At 58.9% G+C, this 14,963-nt stretch carries 13 protein-coding genes and 2 tRNA genes; 13 read left to right on the forward strand and 2 right to left on the reverse strand.

From position 1 onward, the window contains the following. Positions 1-42 precede the first annotated feature (42 nt). The 12 genes from Q8Q08_06730 (at position 43) to purN (ending at position 10,861) form a co-directional block, all read left to right on the forward strand. Positions 43-768 (forward strand): response regulator, encoded by a 726-nt coding sequence (locus tag Q8Q08_06730; GenBank protein ID MDP2653711.1) that lies wholly within the window; start codon positions 43-45, stop codon positions 766-768. A 188-nt stretch (positions 769-956) separates the two neighbouring features. Next, positions 957-1,697, forward strand: a complete 741-nt coding sequence (locus Q8Q08_06735) for a response regulator (GenBank protein MDP2653712.1) — start codon at positions 957-959, stop codon at positions 1,695-1,697. A 63-nt stretch (positions 1,698-1,760) separates the two neighbouring features. After that, entirely contained in the window at positions 1,761-2,696 is a 936-nt protein-coding gene (locus Q8Q08_06740) for a lysophospholipid acyltransferase family protein (protein ID MDP2653713.1), read from the forward strand. Between the two features lie 15 nt (positions 2,697-2,711). After that, positions 2,712-2,897: a hypothetical protein gene (locus Q8Q08_06745; GenBank protein ID MDP2653714.1), complete on the forward strand. Its 186-nt coding sequence runs from the start codon at positions 2,712-2,714 to the stop codon at positions 2,895-2,897. Positions 2,898-2,929: 32 nt separating this feature from the next. Further along, positions 2,930-3,613, forward strand: a complete 684-nt coding sequence (locus Q8Q08_06750; protein ID MDP2653715.1) for an HAD family hydrolase — start codon at positions 2,930-2,932, stop codon at positions 3,611-3,613. Between the two features lie 238 nt (positions 3,614-3,851). Further along, positions 3,852-4,247 carry a hypothetical protein gene (locus tag Q8Q08_06755; GenBank protein MDP2653716.1) on the forward strand — a complete coding sequence of 132 codons (396 nt, stop codon included), beginning with the start codon at positions 3,852-3,854 and terminating at the stop codon, positions 4,245-4,247. A gap of 205 nt (positions 4,248-4,452) precedes the next feature. Beyond that, positions 4,453-4,525, forward strand: a tRNA-Phe gene (locus Q8Q08_06760). Positions 4,526-4,700: 175 nt separating this feature from the next. Next, a tRNA-Thr gene (locus tag Q8Q08_06765) sits at positions 4,701-4,773 on the forward strand. Positions 4,774-5,000: 227 nt separating this feature from the next. Next, positions 5,001-6,767 carry a hypothetical protein gene (locus Q8Q08_06770; GenBank protein ID MDP2653717.1) on the forward strand — a complete coding sequence of 589 codons (1,767 nt, stop codon included), beginning with the start codon at positions 5,001-5,003 and terminating at the stop codon, positions 6,765-6,767. Next, positions 6,757-8,610, forward strand: a complete 1,854-nt coding sequence (locus Q8Q08_06775; protein MDP2653718.1) for a tetratricopeptide repeat protein — start codon at positions 6,757-6,759, stop codon at positions 8,608-8,610. Before Q8Q08_06770 ends, Q8Q08_06775 begins: the two co-directional genes overlap by 11 nt. 12 nt (positions 8,611-8,622) lie before the next feature. After that, complete coding sequence (locus Q8Q08_06780) at positions 8,623-9,897, forward strand: MFS transporter (protein ID MDP2653719.1); 1,275 nt, start codon at positions 8,623-8,625, stop codon at positions 9,895-9,897. Between the two features lie 289 nt (positions 9,898-10,186). Then, a complete protein-coding gene (gene purN / locus Q8Q08_06785) occupies positions 10,187-10,861 on the forward strand; it encodes a phosphoribosylglycinamide formyltransferase (protein ID MDP2653720.1) in 675 nt (224 codons plus the stop codon). A 300-nt stretch (positions 10,862-11,161) separates the two neighbouring features. Here the strand turns inward: purN and Q8Q08_06790 are convergent, their stop codons facing one another. Both Q8Q08_06790 and Q8Q08_06795 read right to left on the reverse strand, forming a co-directional pair. Further along, positions 11,162-12,142 (reverse strand): hypothetical protein, encoded by a 981-nt coding sequence (locus tag Q8Q08_06790; protein MDP2653721.1) that lies wholly within the window; start codon positions 12,140-12,142, stop codon positions 11,162-11,164. Next, positions 12,142-13,812, reverse strand: coding sequence for an AAA family ATPase (locus tag Q8Q08_06795; protein MDP2653722.1), 1,671 nt, complete (start codon positions 13,810-13,812; stop codon positions 12,142-12,144). Before Q8Q08_06795 ends, Q8Q08_06790 begins: the two co-directional genes overlap by 1 nt. Positions 13,813-14,323: 511 nt before the next feature. Here Q8Q08_06795 and eno point away from each other — a divergent pair. Further along, a partial coding sequence (gene eno, locus Q8Q08_06800) for a phosphopyruvate hydratase (protein ID MDP2653723.1) occupies positions 14,324-14,963 on the forward strand: 640 nt, incomplete at its 3' end.

A 14,963-nucleotide genomic window follows, 5' to 3' on the forward strand; every position in this document is an offset into this window, starting at 1 on the left:
TCGTCGTGGCGCTTCAGGATATCGCTCACCAGGGAGAGGATCATGTCCAGAAAGTTCACAAGCCTCAAAGTCATCAGTTACTGTTTGAGCTTGCTTTACGCGACCTCGGCGCTGGTCTACGCCGCCGCGGTCACGGTCCCGGATTTTCGCCTGCACGCGATCGTTCTGTCCCTGGTGTACCTCGCCCTTTTTGTGGTGTCCCTGTCCCTCGCCCAGCTCAACAGCCTGGCGCGCAAGCGCATGGTGGCCATCAATATCGTCGCGGCGTTTTATTCCATCCTTTTGCTGGGCCCGCACGAGGACTTTATCCAGTTGAGTTACATTTTTGTGCACCTGATCGTGGCGGTCTTTTTCAGCCAGCCGACGATCGCGGTGCAGTTCATCCAGGGCATGGCCATGACGCGCAAGAGCATCCTGATCGTGGATGACGATGAGGGGCTGTTGAAGACCGTCCAGCGCATCCTGCTGGTGAACGGGTACAGCGTTTTGACGGCCACCTCGGGAGAGAAAGGGCTCCAGATCGCCAGGCTTCAGCAGCCGGACCTGATCATCCTCGACGTCATTCTTCCCGGCGTGAAGGGACGGGAGGTCTGCGCCCGGCTCAAGGAGCGCCCGGAGACCAAAGGGATCCCGGTGATCTTTTTGACGGCGAAGGATTCTCCGGACGATATCCAGGCGGAGCGCGCGGCCGGCGCGTTGTCGCACCTGACCAAGCCGGTGGACCCGAAGATGCTCCTGGCCGAATTGAGGAAAGTTTTTCAATCGTAAGCCCGCGCTTGAGACGCCCTCCCGTGGTATTTTATCCCGCCTTCCCATAAACGCCCCGGGCTTAGCCCGGGTATGGGAAACCGGCGGGATTCCGCCCCGCAGGGGCGAAAAAGAAAGGAACCTCGGGCTGTCCATCGATTCTTGCTTGGGACGGTGAGCGTGAGTTGAACCCAGGCCCGCGGGGCTCCATGAATAAAAATTTGGAAAAATTGAAACAGATCGGCGGCGCGGTGACCATCCTCGGTTATCTGCAGGCCGCGCTGTATGCCTTGATTGCGGTGTCCTCGTGGGGTACCCTGAGGGCCGTCAGCCTTGAATTGTTTCTGTACCTGGCCCTGCTGGCCGGCGCGATCGGGACCGTCCTGCGCAAGGAATGGGCGCGCCTGCTGTTGATCTTTTTCAGCGCGGCGGCGTTTTTGTATCATGTCGGCGGGATGGCGTGGGAGCGGCAGGGGGACGCGCTGACCGTCGCCTTTCTGGTCTTGTGCCTGGTCGTCTTTGGATTTTATCAGCATCCGCTGGTCCGGGCCCAGTTTGTGGTCCCGAAACCGCGGACCGGCCCGGGGTGGACGATCCTGCTGGTGGATGACGACAAGACCTTTGTGAGGATGGTGAGTTCGGATTTCTTCCGGAGGGGGGTCACGGTCCTCGTCGCGTCGTCGGGCGAGCGGGGGATCGAGATGGCCAGGGCCCAGAAGCCGGACCTCATCGTTCTGGATGTGATCCTTCCCGGGATGAAGGGGCGCGAGGTCTGCCTGTCGCTGAAAGAGGACCCCAAGACCAAGGACATCCCCGTGATCTTTCTCACGGTCAAGGACTCGCCCGACGACATCCACGCCGAGTTTGAGGCCGGGGCCGTGAGCCACCTGACCAAACCGGTTGATCTGAAAAAACTGTACCTCGAAATCCAAAAAATCCTCGGAGCGTAAGTTGCCAGGGAAAGCGGCCGTTCTCGGACCCGCCGTCCTGTTTTTATCGTCAAGCGCCGCGACATGACATTCAAAGACCGCATAAAAATTTTCAACAGGGGCCTGGCGCGCAACGCCCTGTACGTCTCGTCCTGGCTGATCAACCGGCTGCCGTATCCGCTGTTCAAGGCCATCATGCATTTTTTTATCACCGTGGGATTCCTGTTCACGGTCCGGCAGAAGAGGATCGCGCGGGAGAGCCTGCGGATCGCCTTCGGGAAGGAGAAGTCCCCGGCGGAGATCAATCGGATCGTCCGGATCTGTTTCGAGAATTTCGGGCGCGGGATGGTGGAACTGATCTATTACATGTCCCACCCGGCGATGATCAGGGCCAACGTCCAGATCGACGGCAAGGAAAACCTCGAGGCGGCCCTGCGCCAGGGGCGAGGGGTGGTCGTGGTGAGCGCCCACTTCGGGAATTTTCCGCTGATGCTGCTGCGGCTGGTGCAGGAGGGGTACAAGACCAGCGCCATCATCCGCCCGGCGCGCGACCAGGAGATCGAGAAATATTTCCTCCAGGAAAGGGACCGGCTGGGGCTGAACACGATCTACAGCCACCCCCGCAAGGAATGCGTGGACAATTCCATCCGGGCCTTGCGTAACAACGAGCTGGTGTTCATCCCTCTGGACCAGAATTTCGGCAGCGGTGCCGGGGTGTTTGTGGATTTCTTCGGGCAGCAGGCCGCTACGGCCACGGGCCCGGTCGTTTTTGCGCGCAGGACCGGGGCGGCCCTGGTGCCGATGTTCATTGTGCGCGAAGGGGAGGACCGCCACCGGATCATCATCGAGCCGGCCATGCCGCTGGAGGAAAAGGCGGACGACGAGGCGATGCTCGTCGCCAATGTCGCGAAGATCACAAAAATCATTGAGACGTATGTTCGAAGATATCCGCACGAGTGGGGCTGGATGCACCGGCGCTGGAAGTGCCAGCCGGCCGTCCAGAACGCCGCCGCCGCGTGAAGGGAGCGAGGACCGATGTCGATTGATAAAACCGTGAAGTCGAGCAAGGCGCTTTTGTTTCTGATCGGCGGCTGTTTTGTCATCCTGGGGATCACTTTGACCCTGGTGTGGTGGAACGACGTGGTACTGATTTTCCGCGGCCTGATCGGCATCCTCATCGCCGTGGGGGGCATGCTGGTGCTTTACATGGTCAAGGAATAGCGCCCGTTTCTCTCCGGAAAAGGATTTGCGTCATGGGTTCTTTGATGAAGGAGAAGCGGATCCGCCTTGTGATCTTTGACCTGGACGGCACGCTGATCGACGCGTACCGCGCCGTGAGCGAGAGCGTCAATTTCACGCTGAGGGCGTGCGGGTTTCCGCCGGTCCCGGACCTGACGATCAAGCGCACCGTGGGCTGGGGCGACCGTCATCTGATCGCGTCTTTTGTCGGCGAGGACAACGCGGACAGGACGCTGAAGATTTACCGCCGGCACCACAAGGACGCCCTGAAGCGCGGGTCGCGGCTTTTGCCGGGGGCGTTGCGGCTTTTGAAGGCCTTGAAAAAGCGCGGGTACAAGCTGGCGGTGGCCAGCAACAGGCCCACGCGGTATTCCCACATTGTGATCCGGCACCTGGGGATCCGGGCGTATTTTGATTATGTGCTGTGCGGGGACAGGATCGCGCGGCCCAAGCCGCATCCGGATATCCTGCGCAGGATCCTCCGGCGGTTCGGGGTGAGGCCCGGGCAGGCCGTTTACGTCGGGGACATGGGGATCGACATGCAGGCCGGACGCCGGGCGGGGGTGAGGACGGTGGCCGTGACCACAGGGTCCAGCACCCGGGAGGAATTGGTCCGCCATAAACCCTGGGCCGTGGTCCGCCGCGCGGACGCGGTGGCGGCGGTGCTGGAGAGGCTCCAAAACAAAAATTTTGGTTAATCAAAAGGGAATCCTTTGTTAAAATACTGGCATTCGCAAGAGGAATAGAACTAAGAAAAAACAGCGAAGTTAAGGAAAGGAACCTGTCATGGGAAAACGTTTGAGAAGAGGGAAGTTGAACTGGCGTTCCAAGAAGGCCAACCACGGCAAAAAACCGGCCCGCGGGTAATCTGTCCCTCCGGCGGGGTTTCGTCCGCGCGGAGCATTTTTGGGTTTTCAAGATGAGAGGTGATCGGCAATGAAAAGAACTCCTCGGATTCTGTGTCTTCTGTTTGCGCTGGCGATGGTCCCGGCGCTGTCCGGTTGCGTTTATATGGTGATCGGCGGCGTGGGGGCGCTGGGGGGGTATTATGTCAGCCCGGATACCGTTGAAGGGATATTGACGGATAAACAGCAGGACGATATCTGGGACGCCTCGGTGGATGTCCTGTCCATCATGGGCATCATCACGGAGCGCAGCGAGCCGGGCGGGGTGATCATGGCCAAGGTCCAGGGGGCCAAGGTCACGATCAACATCACCCAGATCAGCCAGTCCTCGGTCAAGATTTCGGTCAAGGCCCGGAGGGCGTTCTTCCCCAAGATCAGGCTGGCGCAGGACATTTACGTCAAGATTGTCGACAACGTCAACCAGTAAATTCCGTCCCAGAAGGGTGTTGACATTTTTGGGCGCGGTGATTAGAATGTGGCATCTTTAAAAGATGCCGCCCCCCATTGTTCTTGAGATCATTGTGCTTTTGAGTTTGAGGAAATGTGTTGCCGAGCGGGTCGCTTCCGGAGGACGAAGGTTGTCCGCATCGGCTCCATTGATCTGACAAATTGGGTTTTTAGAGGAATGTGTTGCCGAGATAGCTCAGTTGGTAGAGCGAAGGCCTGAAAAGCCTTGCGTCCCCAGTTCGATCCTGGGTCTCGGCACTTTTCCTTGTAAGGCGCCTTTAAGCTGGCGCAGCCCCTCGGCTGCGCTCGGGACATCCCTGGGATGGATGTTTTGATTTCAAGTTGCTGTCAGCCCAGCCTTGCGGGCTCAGGGTAAAATCGGCTCTAAGCCGAACGCTTGAGGCCGCAAACGTTTTTTCTGATCAGCCTTCAAGCTGGCGTAGCTCAGTTGGTAGAGCAGCGCATTCGTAATGCGCGGGTCGGGGGTTCAATTCCTCTCGCCAGCTTATTGATTTTTGAAACGCTGTGCCGGATTAAAGAACATCCGACCCGCCCGAGGGGGTTTGGGGGATTGCGGGCAATCCCCCAAGGGAGCCCCAGAGGGGCTGGCCCCTCTGGGGAGCGAACACCGTGAGCGACCGGGTCGGGGGTTCAATTCCTCTCGCCAGCTTTTTTATTTTTCTTGACCCTGGAGGTCCCGGAATTTTAACGGGACCGCACCCGTCCCCTGTCCATGACCAACCGAAACGCCATCCTTCTGATCGTCGGGCTGACCTTCCTGGCCTACTTCAATTCTCTTTTCAACGGATTCATCGGCGACACGCATTTCCTCTACATCGGCAACAGTTTTTATCACGACTCCCGGAACCTTTTCCGCCTGTTGACGCCGGATTTTGTTATGGGGCTCGACCAGGTTCCGGCGGGGGTCCAGGTGGAAGAGCCGTCGGTGTCGGGCTTTGTGTCTTACCGCCCGGTGACGGCCCTCACGTTTTTCCTCGATTACTTCCTCTGGCGCGATTGGGCCTTCGGGCACCATTTGTCCAACGTTCTCTTGCACATTTTTGTCAGCATCCTCGTTTACCGGATTTTCCTTTTCCTCGCGGTCGCCCCGGCTGTGGCGTGCCTGGGCGCTTTGATCTTCAGCCTGCATCCCGTCCAGGCCGAGCTGGTGAACAACGGCGGGTACAGGTCCGACCTGGTCATGACGCTGTTTTATCTGGCCGCTTTCTGGGCCTACGGCCGTCTGAGGCAGGGAGGGGGAAAGAGACAACTCTTTTACGGCGCGGCCTGCTACGCGTTTTTCTTTCTCGGGCTCTTGTCCAAAGAATCCGCTGTCATCCTGCCTGTTATGATCGCGGTTTACGACGCGTTGATGCCCCCCACGGAAGGACCCTGGCGAACGTTTTGGCCCGGGCGTTTTAAACTGTACGCCGGCTTTCTCCTCGTGGTTTTCCTTTACGCCGCGGTTTATTTCCTCGTCTTTCCGGGCCTTTACATGCAGAAGAGCCTCGCGCTCCAGGGCTCTCACGGCCCGGGCACGGCCGTAGAAATTTTTTTCCAATACGCCGCGGCGCTGGTCCTGCCGTTCAAGACCACGATCCTGCCGCCGCTTTACGCTCCCCTGGCCGGGACGGCGGGCCTGCTCGGGGTCCTCTGCGCCGCCGTCGTGGTCGTGGGCGGCACCGCGTTCGCCGCCGGCCGGTTCCGGCGCGACAAACTGCCCCTGTTCGCCTTGTTGTGGTTTCTGTTCAACTACATCCCGGTCTCCAACGTCGTCACCCTGCTGAATCCGTACGCCTACCGGTTCCTGTATCTTCCGTCGATCGGCTTCGCGCTTCTTTCCTCCCTGGCCCTGGAGCGCCTGCTGTCGTTCCTGGCCAGCAAAAGCTCCAACCTGGCGCTGGACCGGCTGGCCGTGTTTGCCGTCCTGGGGATATGCCTCAGCGTCACGTTCTCGCTCAACGGATTTTTCAAGACGGACCGCACCGCCTGCCTGGAAATGATCCGCAATTACCCTGACGCGTCTCGGCCGTACTGGGTCCTTGGCCTTGACCGGTACGAAAAACAGCAATACGAAGACGCCCTCGCCTTTTTCCAGCGGTATATGGAAACGCCCCCGCGCAATCCCTACGTCCCGGACCCCAAAAACAATTTTGCCGTTTATCATCTCATGGCCAGATGTTATGGTAATGATGTCGACAAGGCGCTCCCTCTCCTGGAAACGGCCGTCAGGCTGAATCCGGGCTTCGCCCTGGTGCACGCGGACCTGGCCAGGGTCTATGTTATTAAAAGCGATTTCCCGAAGGCCCTGTCCTATGCCCGCGAAGTGATCCGTTTGGCGCCCCGGCTGGCCATCGGTTACGTCTACGCCGTTCACAGCCTCGTCATGCTCGGGGAAAAAGAGGAGGCCGCCCGCCTGTTCGAGGCCGTCTCGTCGCTGGCCCCGTCCGACGAGAACCTGCCGTATCTCAAGGCACTGCTGAGGAACCATGGGATTTGAAACGCTGAAAAAACCTCCCGTCGCCCTCCTGGGGATCTTCCTTTTGACCTTCGCGGCCTACGCCTTCGCCGTCCAGGGCACGTTTAAGACCATGGACGACGAGGTCTCCATCGTCCGCAACGAGGACATCCGCAGTTTCGCCAACATCGGCAAACTTTTCACCTCCTCGTTCTTCGGCGACAAATCCTACCACCGCCCCATGATCATGGTCAGTTTCATGGCCGAGTACCACCTCTGGGGCCTGAACGCCATGCTCTATTACGTCACCAATATTCTTTTGCACGCCGCCAACGCCGCGCTGGTTTTCGCAATCCTTCGCCTTGTCCTCGGACGGGCCGAAGCCGCGCTGTTCGGCGCCCTGCTGTTTGCCATTCATCCGGTCCAGTGGGAAGCCGTGTCCAACATCCCCGGCCGCTCCAATCTCCTCTGCGGCTTCTTCTATTTAAGCGCGTTCTGGGCCTATCTTTCCGCCGGGCGTCTTTGGTGGAAATACGGGATCGCCCTGGCCCTGTTCACCCTCGGCCTTTTCAGCAAAGAATCCGCCGGTATGCTGCCCGCCCTGATCATCGCTTACGCGTTTTTCTTCCGGTCCGACCGGCGCCCGTTTTTAAAATCGCTCATCCCGGTCCTGCCGTTCATCGCCGTCGAGGCCGCGTACGTGTTTTTCCGCAGGCACCTCGGCATCACCGAAGTGTTCTACTGGGCCTCCATCCCCGGCCTGTTCCTCGGCTTCATGACGTTCCTGCGCGGCGTCATCACCTATTTCCGTCTGTTCCTTCTGCCCGTCGATCTCCAGTTTGACCGTTCCCGGGAAATTTACACAAGCTTCTCGGACCCCGGCCTGTGGCTGACGCTGGCGTTTTTTGCCGCCGGCGCCGTCCTCGTCATCGCCTCCCGCCGGAAACTCGGCCCGGTCGCGCTGTTTCTCGTCTGCTGGTTTTTTATCGACCTTGTCCCCGTGTCGCAGATCTTCGCCTCCATCGGCGTCCAGCCGGGCTACATCTCGGTCGCCGAGCATTTTCTCTATACCCCGACGGTGCCGGCCATGGCCCTGGCCGTGCTCGGGCTTGGCAAACTGCTCCGCCTCAACCGCGAAAAGAAACGCGTCTCGCCCAGGGTCCTCCGCCTGGGGCTCGCCGGCCTGTTCGCGTTCTATTATCTTCTCACCATCCAGCACAACATCTATTCCAGCAACGAAATCGCCATGTTTGAGCGCACCCTGGCCATCACCCCCCTGAACGTCCGCATCCGCAATTCCCTGGCCACGTCCTACGCCCGTCTGGGAAATTACATCGAATCCGAAAAGCACTTCCGCAAAACCCTGGAAGATTTTCCCCTCAACGCCTGGGCCCGCATCGGCCTCGGCAAGGCCCTGTGCGATCAGGGCAAATATTGGGAATGCGTCCTCGAATACGAAAAGGTCCAGGACCCCGGCAAATTCCAGGAGCTTCTCGACGATAACGTCCACCTCACCTACGGCATCCTCCTGCGCGAACAGCAGAAAAAACTCCAGGCCGACCCCCTGAACTCCCAGCTGCACTACGGGCTCGGCATCGTGTATTCCAAGACTGGCGATTTTCCCGGGGCCATGGCCGAGTTCGAAGAAACGGTCCGGCTCCGGCCCGATTTCCGCGAAGGGCTTTTCAACCTGGGTTCCGTCTATGAAGCCGCCGGCCGCCTGGCCGAAGCCGCCGCGGTGTACGAGCGCATGCTCGCGCTGGGCGCCCCCGACGACGAACTCACCCGCCACGCGTATCTCCACCTGGCGGAGATTTACGGAAAACTCGGTGATAACGATAATGCCGCCCGCTACCAGGGGCTGGCCGGCGGCCTGGTGCCGTAACACATTCTGCCTATGCTCCGTCTATTCACACACGCCAACAACAAAAATTTCGTCCGGCTCTGGTTCGCCCAGCTGATCGCCCAGTTCGGCGACCGCATCCACCAGATGGCCCTGGTGGGGCTGATCGCCCACCGGTCCCCCAACTCCGCCGTCGATCTTGCCAAGATCCTCGCCTTCACCATCCTGCCGGTTTTCGTGATCCAGCCGTTCGCCGGCGTTTTCGTGGACCGCTGGGACCGCCGCAAGACGCTCTTTCTCTGCGACATCCTGCGGGGACTGCTGGTCCTGACCATCCCGTTTGTGTTCCTCAACAAAGATTCCATGGTCCCGATCTACTGCGTCGTGTTCCTGATCTTCAGCCTGAGCCGCCTGTATGTCCCGGCCAAGATGTCCATCCTGCCGGACATCGTGGATGAAGAACACCTGCTCATGGCCAATTCCCTGATGACCACCACCGGCATGATCGCCTTCGCCCTCGGCGCCTCCATCGGCGGCTTCATCGTCGAGGCCTGGGGGGCCAGGAACGGCTTCATCATCAACTCGGCCACGTTTTTCATCTCCGCGATGCTGGTGTTCTCCATCGACATGAAATTCCGCCTCAAGCTCGACAAGGAAAAACTCCTCAAAACCAGCCATGAGATGCTGGACGCCATCCAGAAGTCGTTTTTCCAGGAGATGAAAGAGGGGTTCCTCTACATCGTCAGGCACAAAGAGATCCGCTTCATCATCAACATGCTCTTTATCCTCCTGGCGGCCGCGGGCGCGATCCAGGTCGTGGGCATCGTCTTCATCCAGCAATCCTTCGACTCCATCACCAGGGACCTCGGCGTCATGGCCGTTGTTCTGGGCGGCGGTCTCTTCACCGGGGCATTGATCTACGGAAAATTCGGCAAAAAAATCGCCTGGTACAAGACGATCTTCCTCTGCCTGCTTCTGGGCGGCGCCATGCTCATCGTCTTCGCCTACAACGTCCATGCCAAGGCCGATTTTCTCATGGCCTGCCTGCTGGCCTACGGCTTCGGCATGATCGTCGGCCCGATCTTCCTCGCCGCCAACACCGTGGCCATGCACGTCGCCGAAGAAAAGATGAGAGGGAAGGTATTCAGTTTCCTGGAGATCGTGATCCATCTGGCCTATCTGCTGGCCATGATGGTCAGCTCGTTCCTGGCCGACCGCATCGAACGGTTCTGGATCCTGATGGCCGTGGGCGTGATCTTCGCTGTCGTTGGGGTCGTAGGCATGATCCGCTACCACAAAGGCAGAGGCCTTGCCATCGGGCCGGGGTGATGGCATAATTGATGAGGCCATAACTTGCGGAGCCGTAGGCGAACGCAAGTTAAAGGCCGAATCAACCCCAGCCGCCTGCCCTGCGAAGCGGTAGGGCAGCTGGGGTTAATGAGTGGCCCGTAGCCCTGACTTGCGTCAGCAAATCAGGCGGGTCCTGAGGTTGAGTAGACCCAGCAGCCGTCTGCCCTGCGAAGCGTCAAGGGCAGCTGGGGTCATGAATCAACGAAACAACGCACCAGAAAAACGCTCTCTCATAAAAAGCTTCAGCATCTCAGCCACGGAGAATACCATGAAATTTGCTGTGCTCATTTCCGGGAACGGGTCCAACCTGCAGGCCATCATCGACGCGGTCAAGCGCGGCGAGATCAAAGCCGAGCTCGGGCTCGTGGTGTCCAGCAACCATAACGCTTACGGCCTGAAACGGGCGGAAGCCGCCGGCATCAAGACCAAGGTCTTCAGCGCCAAGGATTACACCAACCGCCAGAGCGTCGACCGCGACATGATCATCTGCCTCAAGGAAGAGGGCATCGACTTCATCGTCCTCGCCGGCTACATGAGGCTCCTCACTCCGTACTTCATCAAACATTACCCGCAAAAGATCCTCAACGTCCATCCGTCGCTTTTACCGTCCTTCAAAGGGATCGTCGGCATCAAAGACGCCTTCACCTACGGGGTCAAGATCACGGGAGTCACCATCCATTACGTCGACGACAAAATGGACCACGGCCCCATCATCGCCCAGGAGACGGTGCGGGTCGCGGAAGACGACACCCTGGAAACCCTCACCGAGAAGGTCCACAGGACCGAGCACCGCGTCTATCCCAAGGCCATCGCCCTGTTCGTCGAGAACCGGCTCAAGATCAAGGGCCGCAAGGTCAAGACCCTCGACAAACCCGCCCCCGTGGAGGAAGCCGCCCCGCCGGCCCCCGCCGCAGACACCGCCCCGCCGGCCGAGAAGACTTAATTGTAAAAGTTTATTCTTTTTAAAGGCCTGGGCAGCAGCCCCGTGCTCAAACAGCGATCCCGCTTTTTTCTTTTATAAACACCATGGAAAAGCGGTCTCGAACTGCGCGCGGGGCTACTGCCCAGGCCTTTCCAAGTTGACTATTTCACAAGAAAGCAAAGGCAAGCAATTCCCGGGCGAGTTCCCTGCCTGCCGGCAGGCGCAGTCACCGACTTTCCGATACCGTTTATTGTGGGAAAAGTCGGGGACGAGGACTGTTTGAGCGAAGAATGCTTGCCTTTGCTCTGGATTGTCTGTTGATTACTCCTTGAACGTCGCGAGCTGGGCTTTTGTGATGATGACATCCCGCCCGGTGTTCATGTCGGTGAGCTTCACAGAATCGAAGTCTTCGAATTGGTAGGGGGCGACGCTGGCGCTGACGGCCTTGAGGATGAGCTCCTCAAAGTCGGCGTCCGCCGAAGGGGGAAAATCGCTCTGCGTGAACTTGAAATTGATCCTCTGCTTGATCTGCCTTGAAAGAAAATCCCGCCAGTCCACCGCCGTCCAGTCCAGGTGCCGCCCCAGCCGGTCGTCCACCACCGCCGCGTTGCCGTAAACCTCTGACAAAAACCGCATCGTGAACTCTTCCTGCGCCAGGGGCACCGTCGGCGAAAAGGCGTTTTTCAGGTCGGTGAAGTTCGTGATGTTTTTCATCTCCATCCCGTTCTTCATGTCGGCAAACACGATCACAAAAAAGTCCGGCGCCTTGTCCGGCTTCACGTAGGCGTTCACCAGGTCGTTGTGCGTCCCGTCCTTGCGCTTGTCCTTGAATTCCAGATCCCCCGGGATCTCCCCCACGTCCCCGTACGCCCGCACCACCGCTGACAATAGGTTCTGCTGTTTCTGCTGCCAGTGCTCGGGGTAAGCGAACTGGTATCCGGGGTCCTGGGCGTACTGCTTGGCGTTGGCGATGTCAAAGCGCACATGGATGGTCCGCATGTCGAATTTCACGTCCAGGAAACGCAGGGAGGGCTTCTCCTTGGCCTGGTCCGACGACTTCGGACCGTCCGGGCTGGGCTTGAGCGTTAACAATTCCTCGTCCATCGGGAAATAGATCCACACCGTGTTGCCCACGGTGCGCGTCAGGGGGGAATACTTGAACTCGTCGCGGCAGATCTTGCTGAACTTGGATTGCGCTTCCGTGATGGTCACCACCGGCGGGGGAGAGGGGATGTCACAGCCGCCCCATGCCAAAACAAGAAAGAGGAGGCCTGCGGCTTGAAGGGGATTGCGGTTCGGCATCAGACCGACAGCGGCGAGCGCCGTGAGATGGGTTTGACGTTGAACTTGTCGAAGATCGCCTGGATCTCGTCGTATTCGAGCTCTTCCTTCTTGAGGAGCTCCTGCGAGAAGAATTCGAACAGGTCGTTGTTCTGCTTGAGGGTTTCCGTAACTTCGGCGAGGCAGGTCTGCAGGATGTCCTGCACGTCCGCGTCCAGGGTTTCGCGAGTTTTGTTCGAAGCCAGGGTCGTGTTGTACCAGTAATCGCCGATGAGTCCTGATTTGCCCATGCCGTAACTCCAGACCATGGCCTGGGCGATCTCCAGCGCGGTGTCGAAGTCCGCTCCCGGCCCGCCGCCCACGCCGCTGGACGTGGACCCGAATTTGATCCGCTCCGCCGCGTAGCTGGCCAATGCGATCTTGATTTGCGCCAGGAAATATTCCTTGTTGTAAGAGTAGGATTCCTCGCCCGGCCGGTGGAACACAAAGCCCAGCGCGCCACGCCGGGGAACGATGGTCGCCTTGATGACGTCGTCCTTGGGATGGATCAGGTAGGCCAGGATCGCGTGCCCGGCCTCATGATACGCCGTCCATTCCTTGTCCTCCTCGGTCATGATGATGTTGGATTTCTCGCCGAAGGTCACGCGGTCATACGCCTCGGACAGGTCCTTGGTGGCGATGGTCTGCCGGTGCTCGCGCAGGGCGATCAGCCCGGCCTCGCGCACCATGCTGTCAATGTCGGAAGGGGAGAACCAGAGGGTCTTTCTTGCCAGGATGTCGGTGTTGATGGAGCCGTCGGTTTTGATGCGGTGCAGGTAAAAATCGAAAAGCTCTTTGCGCTCTTTGAGGTTGGGGCGGTTCACGTAGATCTTGCGGTCGAACCGTCCGGCCCGCATCAGGGCCGCGTCGAGTTGGTATTCCGGGACGTTGGTCGCGGCTAGAACAACAATGTTGTTTTCCTTCTGCCGCAGGCCGTCCATCTCGGTCAGGAACTGGTTGATGGTCGCGTTGTGACCTTCCCCGGCCCCGTCGGACCCGCTGGACACGCGCGTCCGGGCAAACGAATCGATTTCATCGATGAAGATGATGCACCCGCCCTCCATGCTGGCCAGCGCGCGGGCCTGCTTGAACAGGGATTTCATCTGCATCGCGCCCTGCCCGACCAGGATGCCCACGAACTCGCTTCCCACCGCCGAGATCAGCGGCAGTTCGCATTCCGTGGCAATGGCCTTGGCCAGGTAGGTTTTTCCGCAGCCCGGCGGGCCGATCATGATGGTCCCCTTGATGACCTTGCCGCCGATCGCCTTGATGAGGTGCCGGTCCTTGAGAAGCTTCACCAGTTCCCACGCTTCCTTCTTGGCCGACTCCATGCCGATGACTTCGTCCCATTTCACGTTGGCGCTGGCCTTGCTCATCTTTTCCGCGCCGAGCTTGCCGAAAAGCCCACCCTGCATCAGCGCGTACTGCATCCCGAAATAGAAGGGGATGGAGAAAAGGTGGATCAAGAGGAACATGGCCATCATCAGGCCGAATTGCGCCGAGAGCTGCTTGCGGACGAAACCTTCCGAGGCGAAATAGTTGGAGGTGCCGGTCGCGATGAAATACCCGCAGGCCGTGAAAACCGCGGCAAAGAGGATAAAAATGAGGATACGGAGCCAATACAACCGGAAGAAGATGACGAGTTTTTTCATGGGTGGAAGAAGGAAGTTGTTAAATGACGGTTACGATGTATGACCGGCTTCCCTAATAAATATAACAGAACGTTGGGGTCGCCAGTATCACAACGTCCGTTTTCTATCGGGTTTTGTTCTCTTGGTTGTCCGGACGTCTTACTGACTTCCCTTGAATATAACAGAACGCTGAGGTCGTCAGTATCACGACGTCCGTTTTCTGTTGAGTTTTGTTTTGTGAATTGTACGGACGTCTATAAAATTATCACAACCACCGGGATTAGTATATCACAAAATTGAAAATGTCCATCCCCGCCCGGTCCCAACCCCCGGGGTTGGCAAAGGTAACCAAGAGAAGCGGTTACCAACCCCGGGGGGTGGATGTGGCTCCCCCCTTCACGAACCGCTTGACTTTAAAAACAAACTGTGATAATTTGTCCCTATTCTTAGAACCACCTGAGCTTTGCCACCATAGGCCCCGTGGATGACCCGGGGCGTTTTTACTGAATCTCTTAGAGAAAGGCAGTGCATCATGTCCAAAATCAAACAGGTCAAGGCCCGTCAGATCCTCGACTCCCGCGGTAACCCCACCGTAGAGGTGGATGTTGTCCTCGAGTCCGGCGTTCTGGGCCGCGCCGCTGTCCCGTCAGGCGCCTCCACAGGCGAGCACGAAGCCATCGAGCTGCGCGACGGCGACAAGTCCAAGTATATGGGCAAAGGCGTTCTCAAGGCCGTCAATAACGTCAACACCACCATCGCCAAGGCCGTCATTGGCCATGAAGCCGACTTCCGCGCCATTGACAAGATCTCCATCGCCCTGGACGGCACCGAAAATAAGGGCAAACTCGGCGCCAACGCGATCCTGGGCGTGTCCCTGGCCGTGGCCAAAGCCGCCGCCATCGAAGAGAAAAAGCCGCTTTACTTTTATCTGGGCGGCAAAGACGCCAATATCCTCCCGGTCCCGCTCATGAACATCCTGAACGGCGGCGCGCACGCCGACAACAACGTCGACTTCCAGGAGTTCATGGTCGCGCCCGTCGGCGCGGTCGATTTCCCGGAAGCGCTGCGCATGGGCGTCGAGATCTTCCACGCCCTCAAGAAGGTGCTGAGCGAGCAGGGGAAGAGCACGGCCGTCGGCGACGAGGGCGGCTTCGCCCCCGACCTCGCGACCA

It is taken from the genome of Candidatus Omnitrophota bacterium (genome assembly GCA_030688425.1).
GTDB lineage: Bacteria > Omnitrophota > Gorgyraeia > Zapsychrales > JANLHA01 > JAUYIB01.

Bases quoted from the DNA above. Each gene is read 5' to 3' on its own strand.
- Q8Q08_06730 (MDP2653711.1), top strand. From the start codon at position 43: ATGTCCAGAAAGTTCACAAGCCTCAAAGTCATCAGTTACTGTTTGAGC.
- Q8Q08_06780 (MDP2653719.1), top strand. From the start codon at position 8,623: ATGCTCCGTCTATTCACACACGCCAACAACAAAAATTTCGTCCGGCTC.
- Q8Q08_06735 (MDP2653712.1), top strand. From the start codon at position 957: ATGAATAAAAATTTGGAAAAATTGAAACAGATCGGCGGCGCGGTGACC.
- Q8Q08_06790 (MDP2653721.1), bottom strand. From the start codon at position 12,142: ATGCCGAACCGCAATCCCCTTCAAGCCGCAGGCCTCCTCTTTCTTGTT.
- purN (MDP2653720.1), top strand. From the start codon at position 10,187: ATGAAATTTGCTGTGCTCATTTCCGGGAACGGGTCCAACCTGCAGGCC.
- Q8Q08_06750 (MDP2653715.1), top strand. From the start codon at position 2,930: ATGGGTTCTTTGATGAAGGAGAAGCGGATCCGCCTTGTGATCTTTGAC.
- Q8Q08_06755 (MDP2653716.1), top strand. From the start codon at position 3,852: ATGAAAAGAACTCCTCGGATTCTGTGTCTTCTGTTTGCGCTGGCGATG.
- Q8Q08_06795 (MDP2653722.1), bottom strand. From the start codon at position 13,812: ATGAAAAAACTCGTCATCTTCTTCCGGTTGTATTGGCTCCGTATCCTC.
- Q8Q08_06740 (MDP2653713.1), top strand. From the start codon at position 1,761: ATGACATTCAAAGACCGCATAAAAATTTTCAACAGGGGCCTGGCGCGC.
- Q8Q08_06745 (MDP2653714.1), top strand. From the start codon at position 2,712: ATGTCGATTGATAAAACCGTGAAGTCGAGCAAGGCGCTTTTGTTTCTG.
- Q8Q08_06770 (MDP2653717.1), top strand. From the start codon at position 5,001: ATGACCAACCGAAACGCCATCCTTCTGATCGTCGGGCTGACCTTCCTG.
- Q8Q08_06775 (MDP2653718.1), top strand. From the start codon at position 6,757: ATGGGATTTGAAACGCTGAAAAAACCTCCCGTCGCCCTCCTGGGGATC.